This window comes from Streptomyces sp. NPDC051684, from assembly GCF_044453445.1.
Lineage (GTDB): Bacteria > Actinomycetota > Actinomycetes > Streptomycetales > Streptomycetaceae > Streptomyces.
In genome coordinates, this window is the sequence record NZ_JBITCS010000033.1 from 28495 (window position 1) to 42779 (window position 14285).

The window sequence follows — 14285 nt, forward strand, 5'->3', positions numbered from 1 at the left end:
GTTCACGTGGGCCGTGCCGCTCGATCAGGCGTCCGCCACCGAGTCGAAATCGACCTCGTCGCGCGCCACGCCCTGCGCGTCCGCGTCCACCGACCGCCGCAGCGCCTCGTGCAGCTTCGCCGGGGTCAGCACCCCAAGGAAACGGGCGCCGTCGAGGACCGCGACCCAGCCCGCGTCGTGCTGGAGCATCACGCCGAACGCCTGCTTGAGCGGCGCTCCGACCGGCACCCACGCCCGCATCCGGTGCGCCAGGTCGCCCACCCGGCCGTCGGGACCGGCCAGGGACGCCTCGTCGAGGCCGATCCAGCCGTGCAGGTCACCGGCCTCGTCGAGCACCACCGCCCACCGCGACCCGTCCTCGCGCATCCGGGCAGCGGCACGCGCAGGCTGCTCGTCGAAGCGCGCCACCGACGGCTGCTCCAGGTCGTCCGGCTCGATCTCGGTGACCGACAGCCGCTTCAGGCCCCGGTCCGCGCCGACGAACTCGGCGACATACGGGGTGGCGGGCGAGCCGAGGACCGCGCCCGGAGTGTCGTACTGCTCGATGCGCCCCTGCCCGTACACCGCGATGCGGTCGCCGAGTCGGACCGCCTCCTCGATGTCATGCGTGACGAGCAGGACCGTCTTGCGGACGGCGGCCTGCATCTTCAGGAACTCGTCCTGCAACTGCTCGCGCACCACTGGGTCGACCGCACCGAACGGCTCGTCCATCAGGAGGACCGGAGGGTCGGCGGCGAGCGCACGGGCGACGCCGACGCGCTGGCGCTGACCGCCGGACAGCTGCTCCGGGTACCGGCTGCCGTACGTGGACGGGTCCAGGCCCACCAGGTCGAGCAGCTCGGCGGCGCGCGCCCTGGCCTTCGCCTTCTTCCAGCCGATGAGCGCGGGTACGGTCGCGGTGTTGTCGAGGATGGTGCGGTGCGGGAAGAGGCCGACCTGCTGGATCACGTAGCCGATGCGGCGGCGCAGCTGCACGGGATCGACCGTGGAGATGTCCTCGCCCTCGACGTGGATGTGACCCGACGTCGGCTCGATCAGCCGGTTCACCATCATCATCGTGGTGGTCTTGCCGCAGCCGGACGGGCCGACGAGCGTGACCAGTTCGCCCTCGTTCACCTCGAACGAGAGGTCGTCCACCGCCGTCGTGCCGTCCGCGTACCGCTTGGTGACATGGTCGAACCGGATCATGCCATCAACGCTAGCCGCGCCCTTCGGTCGCCGCCCTTCAGCCGCCGCTCATCAGGTCGCTCACCAGGACGACCTCCAGGGTGCGGGGGCCGTGGACGCCCTCGACGCGGTCGAGTTCGATGTCGCTGGTGGCGGAGGGGCCGGAGATCCAGGTGAGGGGGCGGGTGGGGTCGAGGCGTTCGAGGGCCTGGGGGACCGATGACACCACCTGGTCGGGGACCCGGACGACGCAGATGTGGTGGTCGGGGACGAGGGTGATGCGGCGGCGGCCCTGGTCGGGGGTGCCGTCCAGGACGATGGTGCCGGTTTCGGCGACGGCGACGGCGCAGGCGGTGACGACGCTGTCGACGGCGTCGAGTTCGGCGGGGGTGTTCGCGGGGCTGTCGGGGACCTGCGCGGCCTCCGCCTCGGCCAGCCATCCGCCGGGCAGCTCCGCGGGCACCGCCACGGTCCGTGAACCGTGCTCGGCGAGGAGGCGCGCGACGGTGGCCGGCAGTTCACCGGCGGTGGCGCGGTGCACGATGGCCCGGTAGTCGGCGAGGTTCTCGGCGAGGAGTTCGATCGTCTGCTCGGTGGTGCGGGTGCCGTGCTCGCGCAGATAGCCGCGGTCGATGTCCGTGGCGTACGACTCCGGTGCCTGGACCGGGCCGCCGAGCGCGCGCCGCACTCGGCCGAGGATCACGTCCCTGCTGCTCACTTCGTTGTGTCCTTTCCGCCGTTCGTACGCTTCCACCAGTCGCGGAAGGGTTCCGCGGGCACGGTGGGCAGGTCGCGGGTGTCGGTCCAGGCCTTGCCGGGGCCGGGCATGGTGCGCGGGTGGAAGCGTCGGGTGCGCGAGGCCAGGCGCTGGCCGGTGGCGAGGGCGGCGGGGTGGGTGAAGGCCCAGGTGGCGGCGCGCATCGCGGCGCGTTCGGCGGCGTGACCCTTGGCCGGGCGCAGCATCACCTTGTTGCCGTTGCGGGTGGCCGGTCCACCCGCGACGACCCGCTCACGCAAATGCACCAGCACCTCGGGGATGTCGATGGCGACCGGGCACACCTCGTAGCAGGCCCCGCACAACGACGACGCATACGGCAGCGAGGCGTCGATGTCGGAGCCGGTTCCGCGCAGTTGCGGGCTGAGGATCGCGCCGATCGGGCCGGGGTAGACGGATCCGTAGGCGTGGCCGCCGGCCCGCTCGTAGACGGGGCACACGTTGAGACACGCCGAGCAGCGGATGCAGCGCAGGGCCTGGCGGCCGACCTCGTCGGCGAGGGTGTCGGTGCGGCCGTTGTCGATCAGGACCAGGTGGAAGGTCTGCGGCCCGTCCGAGTCCGTCGTGCCTGTCCACGTCGACGTGTAGGGGTTCATACGCTCGGCGGTCGAGGAGCGCGGCAGGGTCTGGAGGAAGACCTCCAGGTCCTGCCAGGTCGGGACGATCTTTTCGATGCCGACGACGGAGATGAGGGTCTCGGGCAGGGTCAGGCACATGCGGCCGTTGCCCTCCGATTCCACGACCACGAGGGTGCCGGTGTCGGCGACCATGAAGTTGGCGCCCGAGATGCCGACCTTGGCGCGCAGGAACTTCTCCCGCAGGTGCAGGCGGGCCGTCTCCGCCAGCTCGGCGGGGGTGTCGGTGAGGTCGTCCGGGGCCGGGCGGCCCCAACTGCCCATCTCCTTGCTGAAGATGTCGCGGATCTCGCCACGGTTGCGGTGGATCGCCGGGACCAGGATGTGCGAGGGCTTGTCGTGGCCGAGCTGCACGATCAGTTCGGCGAGGTCGGTCTCGTAGGCACTGATGCCCTCGGCCTCCAGGTGTTCGTTGAGGCCGATCTCCTGCGTGGCCATCGACTTGACCTTGACGACCTCGGTCTCGCCGGTCTCGCGGACCAGCGAGGTGACGATGCGGTTGGCCTCGTCGGCGTCGCGCGCCCAGTGCACCGTGCCGCCGGCCGCCGTGACCGAGTCCTCCAGCTGGACGAGGTAGTGCTCCAGGTGGTGGAGGGTGTGGTCCTTGATCTCCTTGCCGGCCTGGCGCAGCAGTGCCCAGTCGTCCAGCTCGGAGACGGCACGGGCCCGCTTGTCGCGGATGGTGTGCGTGGCGTGCTTCAGATTGGCGCGCAGGGTGGTGTTGCGTACGGCGTCGTGCGCGGCCGTGGGGAAGGCGGGCATCCCGACAAACGTTCCGCCGCTCATGCGTGGGCCTCCTCGTCCTCGGTGCCGGCCAGGATCTCGGCGATGTGGACGGGGCGCATGCCGACCTTCAGGCGGGACATGGTGCCGCCGATGTGCATCAGGCAGGAGTTGTCCGCCGCGCACAGCACCTCTGCGCCGGTGGACTCGGCGTTACGGACCTTGTCGGTGCCCATCGCCGCCGACACGTCCGCGTTCTTGACCGCGAAGGTGCCGCCGAAGCCGCAGCACTCCGCCGCGCCCGGCAGTTCCACCAGCTCAAGTCCCTTGACCTCGCTGAGGAGTTGAGTGGGCCGCTCGCCCAGGCTGAGGGAGCGCAGGCCGTGGCAGGTGGGGTGGTAGGTCACCTTGTGCGGGTAGTACGCACCGACATCCGTCACCTTCAGTACGTCGACCAGGAACTCCGTCAGCTCGTACGTCTTGGGGATGACCGGCGCGAGCGTCGCCGCGAGGCCGCCGCCGCGGCCTTCGGAACGGGCTCGATCACCCATCCTCGGGTACAGCTCCCGCACCATCGCCGCACACGAACCCGACGGCGTGATGATTGCGTCGTAATCACCCGAGGCGAGGCCGGGGCCGAAGGTGTCGGCGTAGTGGGTGGCCAACGGCTCGGCCTCGCGGCGGTACCCCGTGTTGTAGTGCGGCTGACCGCAACAGGTCTGCGCGGCGGGGAAGTCGACCTCCACGCCGAGCCGGGTCAGGAGCTTGACGACGGCGCGGCCCGTGTCCGGGTACAGCGTGTCGTTGACACAGGTCAGGAAGAGCGCGACACGCATCGGGGGCCCCTTCGGTCGGTCGGATTCGGTCGGTGCGGGTGGTGCATCGGTGATCATCGGACGGGTGCAGCGTACGTCGTGGACGGGGGCTGGTCACGGGGTGCGGACGCGTGCCGCCGCCGCGTCCCACGCGCCGCGGTCGCCGCTCGGCGCGTACCGCGCCAGGGGCTGGGTGTCGGCGACGAGTCGGCGCATCGCCGCCCGGTCGCCGATGACACCGTCGGCCCGCGCCTGAACGAGTACGTTGCCCAGCGCGGCGCCCTCGGCGGGACCCGCCACGACGGGCAGCCCGCAGGCGTCGGCCGTGAGTTGGCACAGCAGCACGCCCCGGGCGCCGCCGCCGACGATGTGCACCACGTCCACCGGGCGGTCGGCCAGGCGGGACGCGTCCTCGATGGCGCGGCGGTGCGCGAGGGCGAGCGAGTCGAGGATGCAGCGGGTGGTCTCGGCGCGGGTTCGGGGCTCGGGCTGGCCGGTGGCGCGGCAGGCGGCGGCGATCCGGTCCGGCATGCCGCCGGGCGGCAGGAACGTGGGGTCGCCCGCGTCGACGACCGAGCGCAGCGGGGTCGCCTTCGCGGCCTCGTCGAGGAGTGCGGTCAAGTCCGGCTGGTTCCAGGTGCGTTGGCACTCCTGGAGGAGCCACAGGCCCATGATGTTGCGCAGGTAGCGGACCGTGCCGTCGATGCCGAGCTCGTTCGTGAAGTTCGCGGCGCGGCTCTCCTCCGTGAGGACGGGCGCGTCGAGTTCGAGGCCCGCGAGGGACCAGGTGCCGGTGCAGATGTACGCGAAGTTCTCCTCGGTCGCCGGGACCGCGGCCACGGCCGAGGCGGTGTCGTGCGAAGCGACCGTCGTGACCGGCACCGGACCGGTGAGGCCCGTCGCGTCGAGGACGTGGGGGAGGAGTTCACCCGCCGGGTCGCCGGGGCGGCGGATCGGGGCGAAGAGGTTCACGTCGATGCCGGCGCGAGCGGCGATGCCGTGGGCCCAGTCGCCGGAGCGGGGGTCGATGAGCTGGGTGGTGGAGGCGTTGGTCAGCTCGGTGCCCTGCTGTCCCGTCAGCCAGTACGCGAGGAGGTCGGGGATCAGCAACAGGCGGCGGGCGGCGTCGAGGTGTGCCGTATCGCGGGCCGCCGTGAGCTGGTAGATCGTGTTGAACGGGACGTACTGGAGGCCGGTCGCCGCGTACAGCTCCTGCGGCGGGATCGTCGCCCACAGCTTCTCGGCGGTGTGGTCCGTGCGGCTGTCCCGGTAGTGGTACGGGTTGCCCAGGAGGACGTTGTCCGCGTCGAGCAGTCCGTAGTCGACGGCCCAGCTGTCGATGCCGAGGGAGCGGACCGGGCCGGACTTGCGGAGTCCTTCCAGGAGCCCTGCGTACAGCCCGAGGATGTCCCAGTGCAGGCCGTCGGGAGTACGGACGGGGACGTTCGGAAACCGGTGTGCCTCTGTGAGGGCGAGGGTGTCCGGCGTGACCCGGGCCGTCATGACCCGGCCGCTGGAGGCGCCCAGGTCCATGGCGGCGTAGGGAGTGGGGGAGGTGGGCATGAGCGGGCTCCGAGCGGGAGGGCGGGCAGATCAAGCCCCTGCGGCGATTGAGCAGCGGGGTCCGGGGCGGAGCCCCGTGCGGGTGGGCGCGCCGCAACGGGGGCGTACCGAATCGGTGGGCGCGCCCCAGCGGCTGGACGCGCCCACGGCGGGTCAGCGCAAGAACGCCGCCGCCACACCCGCATCCACCGGAACATGCAACCCGGTCGTGTGTGTAAGGTCGCCCCCGGTCAAAGCGAACACCGCGTTCGCCACATGTTCCGGCAGCACCTCCCGCTTCAACAGCGTCCGCTGCGCGTAGAACTCGCCCAGCTTCTCCTCCTCCACCCCGTACACCGCGGCGCGCTTCGCGCCCCAGCCGCCGGCGAAGATCCCGGACCCGCGCACCACACCATCGGGGTTGACCCCGTTGACCCGGATCCCGTCACTACCCAACTCGGCCGCGAGGAGGCGTACTTGGTGGGCCTGGTCCGCCTTCGTCGCCGAGTACGCGACGTTGTTCGGGCCCGCGAACACCGCGTTCTTGGAGGCGATGTAGACGATGTCGCCGCCCATGCCCTGCGCCCGCATCACCCGCGCCGCCTCGCGCGAGACCAGGAACGAACCGCGCGCCATGATGTCGTGCTGGAGGTCCCAGTCCTTGGCCGTGGTCTCCAGGAGCGGCTTCGAGATGGAGATGCCCGCGTTGTTGACGACCAGGTCCACGCCGCCGAAGGCGAGCGCCGCCGCCTTGAATGCGTCCGCGATCTGCTCCTCGGAGGTGACGTCGACCGTCACCGCGACCGCCTTGTCGGGGCCGCCCAAGTCCTCGGCCACCGCAGCCGCGCCGTCGGCATTCACATCAGCGACGACCACGCACGCGCCCTCGGCGACGAGCCGGTGCGCGATGGCCTTGCCGATGCCGGAGCCGGCACCCGTCACCAGTGCCACCCGCGTGGCGAGCGGCTTCGGCTTCGGCATCCGCTGGAGCTTGGCCTCCTCAAGTGACCAGTACTCGATGCGGAACTTCTCCGACTCCTCGATCGGCGCATACGTCGACACGGCCTCCGCGCCGCGCATCACGTTGATCGCGTTGAGGTAGAACTCGCCGGCCACCCGCGCCGTCTGCTTGTCCTTGCCGAACGAGAACATGCCGACACCCGGCACCAGCACGATCGCCGGGTCCGCGCCGCGCATCGCGGGGGAGTCGGGGCTCGCGTGCCGCTCGTAGTACGCCGCGTACTCGGCGCGGTACACGGCGTGCAGCTCCTTCAACCGCTCGGCCACGGTGCCGAGTTCGGCGCTGGGCGGGAGGTCGAGGACGAGCGGGCGGACCTTCGTACGAAGGAAGTGGTCCGGGCACGAGGTGCCCAGCGCGGCGAGGCGCCGGTGCTCGGCGGACGCCAGGAAGTCGAGGACGGGGCCCGAGTCGTCGAAGTGGCCGACCTGCGGGCGGTCCGTGGAGGCCAGGCCCCGGATCAGTGGGGCGAGTTCGGCGGCCCGCGCCCGGCGCTCGGCCGCGGCAAGGGCCGCGTAGCCCTCGATGACCGGACCGAACGGCTCCTCCTTGCCGCGCTCGGCGAGGAACGACTCCGCGGTGCGGATCATGTAGAGCGAGTTGGCCTCGCACTCCTCGGCCCTGGCACCCCAGGCCGTGATGCCGTGGCCGCCCAGGACGCAACCGATGGCGTTCGGGTTCGAGGCCTTGATCTCCGCGATGTCCAGGCCGAGCTGGAAGCCGGGGCGCCGCCACGGCACCCACACGACCTTCTCGCCGAAGCATTCGGCCGTCAGCTTCTCCCCGTCGGCGGCGCAGGCGAGCGCGATGCCGGAGTCCGGGTGCAGGTGGTCGACGTGCGCCGCGTCCACGAGGCCGTGCATGGCCGTGTCGATGGACGGCGCGGCGCCGCCCTTGCCGTGCAGACAGTAGTCGAACGCGGCGACCATCTCGTCCTCGCGCTCCACGCCGGGGTACACCTCGGTGAGCGCCTTGAGCCGGTCCACGCGCAGCACCGCGAGCCCGGCCTCCTTGAGCGTGCCCAGGTCGCCGCCCGAGCCCTTGACCCACATCAGCTCGACGTCGCCGCCGGTGACCGGGTCGGTCCCGGTGGCCTTGGCGGAGGTGTTCCCGCCGGCGTAGTTGGTGTTGCGGGGGTCGGCGCCGAGCCGGTTCGAGCGGTCGATGAGGGCGGCGACCTGGGGGTGCGTAGCCATGAAAGGTCCTAAATACCTGAGGAGTTGAGTGAGCCGAACGACGAGAGAACGGTTACGCGCCCCACCCCGCCTGTTCCCCGCCGACCCGCTCGGCAACGATCCGCTCCTGCCACCCGGACGCGGCGTACGCGGCGACGGGGTCGGCCGCGAGCCCCTGCTCCTCGCGCCACTCGGCCAGCAGCGGCCGCACATCGGTGTTGTACGCGTCCATGATCACTGCGTTCGCGGTCAGGACGTCGCCCGCCGCCTGCGCGGCGCTCAGCGCCTCGCGGTCCACGAGCAGCGCCTTGGCGGTGGCCTCCTGCACGTTCATCACGGACCGGATGACCGCCGGGATCTTCGCCTCGATGTTGTGGCACTGATCCAGCATGAACGCGACGTTCGTGGCCGGGTCGAAGCCGCCGTTCTTCGCGACCTCGTGCAGGATGCGGAAGAGCTGGAACGGGTCGGCGGCGCCCACCATAAGGTCGTCGTCCGCGTAGAAGCGGGAGTTGAAGTCGAAGCCGCCGAGCTTCTTCTCGCGCAGCAGCAGCGCCACGATGAACTCGATGTTCGTGCCCGGCGCGTGGTGCCCGGTGTCGACGACGACCTGCGCCTTGTCGCCGAGCTTGAGGCACTGCATGTAGGAGGTGCCCCAGTCCGGCACGTCCGTCGTGTAGAAGGCCGGCTCGAAGAACTTGTACTCCAGGAGCAGGCGCTGGTCGTCGCCGAGCCGCTCGTAGACGGCGGCGAGGGACTCGGCGAGGCGGTCCTGGCGGGCCACGATGTCGTCCTGGCCCGGGTAGTTGGTGCCGTCGGCGAGCCAGATCTTCAGGTCCTTGGAGCCCGTGGCGTCCATGATGTCGACGCAGTCCAGGAGGTGGTCGAGCGCCTTGCGGCGGACCTTCGGGTCCGGGTGGCACACGCTGCCGAACTTGTAGTCGTCGTCCTGGAAAGTGTTGGAGTTGATGGTGCCGAGTTCGACACCGCGCTCCTTGGCGTACGCGGACAGAGCCGCGTAGTCGTCGACCTTGTCCCACGGGATGTGCAGGGCGACCTTAGGGGCGATGCCGGTGAACCCGTGCACCTTCGCCGCGTCGTCCAGCTTCTCGTGGGGCGTGCGCGGCACACCGGCCTGGGCGAACACCTTGAACCGGGTGCCGGAGTTGCCGTAGCCCCAGGACGGCGTCTCGATCCGCTGGTTGGCGAGTGCGGCCTTCACGGCAGCGATGTCAGGCATGTCCACCTCTGAGTACACGGGTCTGCGAGCCGTCCGATGAATCGTCTGCACAATGAACCCTTTGTGAATCGATTCATTGTGCAGCGAAGCTAGTCCCCCCTCGTGGGGTGCGTCAAGGGGGTGGGCGAGGACTCCCGTGCGTTACGGAATCGTTTTGTACGTCGTCGTATTCCGGACGTTCAGACCCCTTGACCGGGGCGCCGGGGCGTGGCTAGCTTCCGGAACGTTTCACTGAAACATTTCACGTCGGGTGCCCTGCGAGTCACGTCGGGTGCTCTTCGACCCTCTGGAGACCTGTCATGACGCCACCTGAACCGGAGACCACTCCGGTGCTCGCCCTGGAGGGGGTGAGCAAGTCCTTCGGTGCCGTGCGCGCCCTGCGTGGTGTGTCGTTGAGCCTGATGGCCGGCGAGGCGCACGCCCTCGCCGGCGAGAACGGCGCGGGAAAGTCGACGCTCATCAAGGCCCTCGCCGGGGTGCACCGCCCGGACGACGGGACGGTTCTGCTCGACGGCTCCCCGGTCGAGTTCCACGGCCCTGCTGACGCCCGCGACGCCGGTGTCGCCGTCATCTACCAGGAGCCGACGCTCTTCCCCGACCTGTCCATCTCCGAGAACATCTTCATGGGCCGCCAGCCGCGCCGCTCCTTCGGCCGCGTGGACCACGCGGGCGTCAAGGAGGCCACGGCCGCGCTGTTCAAGCGGCTCGGCGTGGAGCTCGACCCGGACCAGCCGGCCCGCGGCCTGTCCATCGCCGACCAGCAACTCGTCGAGATCGCCAAGGCGTTGTCCTTCGACGCCCGCGTGCTGATCATGGACGAGCCCACCGCCGCTCTCACCGGCAGCGAGGTGGCCCGCCTGTTCGGCGTCGTACGCACGCTGCGCGAGCAGGGCGCCGCCGTGCTGTTCATCTCGCACCGCCTGGAGGAGATCTTCGAGCTGTGCCAGCGCGTGACGACGTTGCGCGACGGCGCGTGGGTGGCGAGCGAACCCGTCGACGGGCTCACCGAGGACGACCTCGTGCGCCGCATGGTCGGCCGCGACCTCGACGAGCTGTACCCCAAGCAGGACGCCGAACTCGGCGAAGTCGCCCTCAGCGTCCGGCGGTTGACCCGCGAGGGCGTGTTCACCGACGTCTCCTTCGAGGTGCGGCGCGGCGAGATCGTCGGCCTCGCCGGGCTCGTCGGAGCGGGCCGCAGCGAGGTGGCCCGCGCCGTGTTCGGCGTCGACCGCTTCGACGGCGGCGAGGTGGAGGTCCTGGGGCAGAAGCTCAAGCCCGGCGCGCCCAGCCTCGCCATGCACGCGGGCCTGGCGCTGGTGCCCGAGGACCGGCGGGCCCAGGGCCTCGTGATGGACATGTCCATCGAGCGCAACATCGGGCTCACCGGCTTCGCCGACACCTCGCGCGCGGGCCTGATGAACCGCAAGGCGGAGCGCAGCCGGTCCCTGGACTGGTCGGTGAAGCTCCAGGTCAAGTACGCGCGGCTCGCAGACGTCGTCGGCACGCTCTCAGGCGGCAACCAGCAGAAGGTCGTCCTCGCCAAGTGGCTGGCCACCGGTCCGCAGGTGCTCATCGTCGACGAGCCCACGCGCGGCATCGACGTCGGAACGAAGGCCGAGGTGCACCGCCTGCTGTCCTCGCTCGCGGCCGACGGCGTCGCCGTCCTGATGATCTCCTCCGACCTGCCGGAGATCCTCGGCATGGCCGACCGGGTGCTCGTCATGCACGAGGGACGGCTCGCCGCGGAGCTGCCGCGCGCGGAGGCGAACGAGGAGTCCGTGATGGCGGCGGCGACGGGGAGGGCGGCGTGAACTCCGTCAGGGACCCGGGCGCCGTCGTGAGGCACGCCGAAGCGCGCGTCACGCGCGCCTCCCGCTTCCGGCAGCCGCGCCCCACGTCGGACGAGGCACCCCGCGCGACCGCAGGGCCCGCGCGGCCCGCCGCGGCAGGTGCGGACCACTCATGGCCCGCCGCGCCCGGTGCGGACCACGCGCTGCCCGCACCCGTGCACACCGCAAGGAGCACCGCATGACCATCACCGCACCACCCGTCCGCGAGGACGGGGCGCCACCGCCCACCGCCGGGCGGCGGCTGCTCGACAAGGTGTTCAAGGCGCGCGAACTCGCCGTCGCCGCCGTGCTCGTGGTGATGCTGCTCGCCACGCAGGTCTCCAACACCGAGTTCCTCTCGCAGCAGGGCGTCAAGGACCTCCTCCTGAACGCCACCATCCTCGTCCTCGTCGCCACCGGCCAGGCGATCGTCGTCATCACCCGCAACGTCGACCTGTCCGTCGGCTCGGTGCTCGGCATCTCCGCCTTCGCCGCGGGCGACTACCTTCAGGGCGGCGGCAGTTCACTGATCGCCGTCGTGTACGCCGTCGCCATCGGCACCGTCTTCGGCGTCCTCAACGGCGCGCTCGTCAGCCTCGGCAAGGTGCCCGCGCTCGTCGTCACCCTCGGCACGCTGTACGTGGTGCGCGGCATCGACTCCATCTGGGTCGGCTCGCAGCAGATCGTCGCCGCCGACCTGCCCGACTCCTTCGTCGACTTCGGCCACGACGGCCTCTGGATCGTGCCCTACCTGGCCCTGCTCGCCGTCGCCGTCCTGCTCTGCGTCGGCTACTACCTGCGCAGCTACCGCAGCGGCCGCGAGATGTACGCGCTCGGCTCGAGCCCCGAGGCCGCGACCCTCGCCGGCATCCCCGTCCGCAAGCGGATCATGACGGCGTACGTGCTGTGCGGCGCGCTCGCCGGACTCGCAGGCGCCCTGTATCTCGCGCGCTTCGGCAACGTCGACTCCGGCACCGGCAACGGCTACGAACTGACCGTCGTCAGCGCCGTCGTGGTCGGCGGCGTGGCCTTCACCGGCGGCGCGGGCACCGTCTACGGCGCCGCCCTCGGCGCCCTCTTGCTGACCTCCATCAACAGCGTGCTGCCCGCCATCGGCGTCAGCTCCGTGTGGGTCACCGCCATCAACGGAATCCTGCTGCTGCTCGCCATCGCCGTCGACCGGATCGTCGCGCTGCGCGTCGCCGCCGTGCTGCGCAAGCAGGCCGCACAGATGAGGAGCGCCCGCCATGCCTGACTCCCTTAAGCACTCGGTGCGTTGGGACACTGCTGTCGGCGCCCTGCTCGTCGTACTGCTGCTGTGCTCGTTCGCGTTCGTCGACAACTTCGGCAACGCGCTCAACCTGTCGTTCCTCATCGGCAACACCCTGCCCATCGCGATCATCGCTCTGCCGATGACGATGCTCGTCATCTCAGGCGAGGTCGATCTGTCGGTCGGCTCCACGGTCGGCCTGTCCGGGGCCGTGATGGGCGCGCTGTGGAACAACGGCATGGCCATCGAGACGATCATCCCGCTGTGCCTGCTGCTCGGTGTCGTCTGCGGACTGATCAACGGGCTGCTCGTCACCCGCCTCGGCCTGCCCTCGCTCGCCGTCACCATCGGTACCATGGCCGCCTACCGCGGCATCGCCCAGATCGTCCTCGGCTCCGACTCGGTCACCGACTTCCCCTCCCAGTACCTGGACTTCGGCGCGAACCGGATCGGCGACACGTTCATCCCGTACGCCGCCCTGCCCTTCGTCGTCCTGCTCGCCATTGCGATCGTCGTACTGCACGCCACCCGCATGGGCCGCTCCCTCTTCGCGATCGGAGCGAACGAGGAGGCCGCCCGGTTCGCCGGCGTGCGCGTCAAGCGGCTCAAGCTGTCGATGTTCGTGACGACGGGCGTGCTCTCCGCGCTCACCGGCGTCTTCTGGGCGCTGCACTACGCCAGCGCCCGCTACGACAACGCCACCGGGCTCGAACTCTCCGTCATCGCCGCCGTGTTGCTCGGTGGCATCGACTTCGACGGCGGCAAGGGCACCCTCGGCGGCGCCATCGCCGGTGTGTTCCTGCTCGGCTCGCTGCAGAACGTGATGAGCCTGCTCAACGTCTCCGCGCAGTCCCAGATCGTCGTCACCGGCGTGCTGCTCGTCATCTCCGTGCTCGCGCCGCGCGTCGGCCGCCAGATCGCGCAGGCCCGGTCCCGCAAGAAGACGGCGACAGCCGCCCCCGTCGCTCCGTAGCCCCACCTCGCCCTGAGCCCTAAGGAAACGCCATGAACGCTCGCACCCGCCGGCTGTCCGCCGCGCTCGCCGTCTCCACCGCCCTCATGGTGGCCGCCACCGCCTGCGGCGGCACCACCAAGTCCGACTCCAACAAGGAGGACGCCAAGTCCGCCGCAGCCGGAAAGGCCGATCCGAACGCCAAGACCAAGAAGGGCCTCACGGTCGCCTTCCTGCCCAAGCAGGTCAACAACCCGTACTTCACCACCTCCGACAACGGCGGCAAGAAGGCGGTGCAGCAGCTGGGCTCGACGTACAAGGAGGTCGGCACCAGCTCCGGCACGGATACCTCCGGACAGGTCTCCTACGTCAACACCCTCACCCAGCAGCAGGCCGACGCCATCGCCGTGTCGGCGCAGGACCCGGGCGCGCTGTGCACCGCGCTCAAGCAGGCGATGAAGAACGGCGTCAGCATCGTCACGTACGACTCCGACACCAAGGTCGACTGCCGCAACGCCTTCGTCTCGCAGGCCAGCGCCGAGGACCTCGGCCGCACCCAGGTGCAGCAGATCGCCAAGCAGATCGGCAACAAGGGCGAGATCGCGATCCTCTCGGCGGCTCAGACGGCCACCAACCAGAACACGTGGATCAAGTACATGAAGGACGAGCTGAAGAAGCCCGCCTACAAGGACATCAAGCTGGTCACGACCGCGTACGGGGACGACGACGCCCAGAAGTCGTTCCAGCAGACCCAGGGCCTCCTCCAGGAGCACCCGAAGATCAAGGGGATCATCTCCCCGACCACGGTCGGCATCAAGGCCGCCGCCCAGTACCTGTCCGGCTCCAAGTACAAGGGCAAGGTCAAGCTGACCGGCCTCGGCACCCCCAACGACATGCGTGCCTACGTCAAGAACGGCACCGTCGAGGCCTTCGAGCTGTGGGACCCGGCGAAGCTCGGCGCGCTCGCCGCGCACACCGCCGTCGCCCTGGAGTCCGGGCAGATCACCGGCAAGGCCGGGGAGAAGTTCAAGGCCGGCGACATGGGCGAGTACACGATCGAGAAGGACGGCGTCGTCACCCTCGGCAAGCCGACCGTCTTCAACAAGTCGAACATCGACGACTACAAGTTCTGAGCGGGAAACGA

At 70.4% G+C, this 14285-nt stretch carries 12 protein-coding genes; 5 read left to right on the top strand and 7 right to left on the bottom strand.

Annotation, left to right across the window (positions count from 1 at the left end; all coding sequences use genetic code 11):
- Positions 1-24: 24 nt before the first annotated feature.
- The 7 genes from ACIA8D_RS31785 to rhaI all read right to left on the bottom strand — a co-directional run bounded on the left by ACIA8D_RS31785 (position 25) and on the right by rhaI (position 9090).
- The gene (locus tag ACIA8D_RS31785) at positions 25-1188 is read right to left on the bottom strand and encodes an ABC transporter ATP-binding protein (protein WP_399237603.1); all 1164 of its coding nucleotides are present in this window, start codon (positions 1186-1188) and stop codon (positions 25-27) included.
- Between the two features lie 37 nt (positions 1189-1225).
- The gene (locus ACIA8D_RS31790; RefSeq protein ID WP_399237604.1) at positions 1226-1885 is read right to left on the bottom strand and encodes a lactate utilization protein C; all 660 of its coding nucleotides are present in this window, start codon (positions 1883-1885) and stop codon (positions 1226-1228) included.
- Positions 1882-3363, bottom strand: a complete 1482-nt coding sequence (locus ACIA8D_RS31795; protein WP_399237605.1) for a LutB/LldF family L-lactate oxidation iron-sulfur protein — start codon at positions 3361-3363, stop codon at positions 1882-1884. Before ACIA8D_RS31795 ends, ACIA8D_RS31790 begins: the two co-directional genes overlap by 4 nt.
- Positions 3360-4136, bottom strand: a complete 777-nt coding sequence (locus ACIA8D_RS31800; RefSeq protein WP_399237606.1) for a (Fe-S)-binding protein — start codon at positions 4134-4136, stop codon at positions 3360-3362. Before ACIA8D_RS31800 ends, ACIA8D_RS31795 begins: the two co-directional genes overlap by 4 nt.
- A 93-nt stretch (positions 4137-4229) precedes the next feature.
- Complete coding sequence (locus ACIA8D_RS31805; protein ID WP_399237607.1) at positions 4230-5678, bottom strand: rhamnulokinase family protein; 1449 nt, start codon at positions 5676-5678, stop codon at positions 4230-4232.
- A 153-nt stretch (positions 5679-5831) separates the two neighbouring features.
- Positions 5832-7871: a bifunctional aldolase/short-chain dehydrogenase gene (locus ACIA8D_RS31810; protein ID WP_399237608.1), complete on the bottom strand. Its 2040-nt coding sequence runs from the start codon at positions 7869-7871 to the stop codon at positions 5832-5834.
- A 52-nt stretch (positions 7872-7923) separates the two neighbouring features.
- Positions 7924-9090, bottom strand: coding sequence for an L-rhamnose isomerase (rhaI, locus tag ACIA8D_RS31815; protein WP_399237609.1), 1167 nt, complete (start codon positions 9088-9090; stop codon positions 7924-7926).
- A 299-nt stretch (positions 9091-9389) separates the two neighbouring features.
- On the opposite strand from rhaI, the gene ACIA8D_RS31820 reads away from it, so the two are divergent.
- The 5 genes from ACIA8D_RS31820 to rhaS are packed head-to-tail and all read left to right on the top strand — an operon-like array spanning position 9390 to position 14274.
- Positions 9390-10901, top strand: a complete 1512-nt coding sequence (locus ACIA8D_RS31820) for a sugar ABC transporter ATP-binding protein (RefSeq protein WP_399237610.1) — start codon at positions 9390-9392, stop codon at positions 10899-10901.
- A complete protein-coding gene (locus ACIA8D_RS31825) occupies positions 10898-11122 on the top strand; it encodes a hypothetical protein (protein WP_399237611.1) in 225 nt (74 codons plus the stop codon). Before ACIA8D_RS31820 ends, ACIA8D_RS31825 begins: the two co-directional genes overlap by 4 nt.
- Positions 11119-12174, top strand: a complete 1056-nt coding sequence (locus ACIA8D_RS31830) for an ABC transporter permease (protein WP_399237612.1) — start codon at positions 11119-11121, stop codon at positions 12172-12174. The genes ACIA8D_RS31825 and ACIA8D_RS31830 overlap by 4 nt, the downstream gene beginning before the upstream one ends.
- Positions 12167-13162 carry an ABC transporter permease gene (locus ACIA8D_RS31835; RefSeq protein ID WP_399237613.1) on the top strand — a complete coding sequence of 332 codons (996 nt, stop codon included), beginning with the start codon at positions 12167-12169 and terminating at the stop codon, positions 13160-13162. Before ACIA8D_RS31830 ends, ACIA8D_RS31835 begins: the two co-directional genes overlap by 8 nt.
- Positions 13163-13194: 32 nt before the next feature.
- Positions 13195-14274: a rhamnose ABC transporter substrate-binding protein gene (gene rhaS / locus ACIA8D_RS31840; protein WP_399237614.1), complete on the top strand. Its 1080-nt coding sequence runs from the start codon at positions 13195-13197 to the stop codon at positions 14272-14274.
- Positions 14275-14285: the final 11 nt, after the last annotated feature.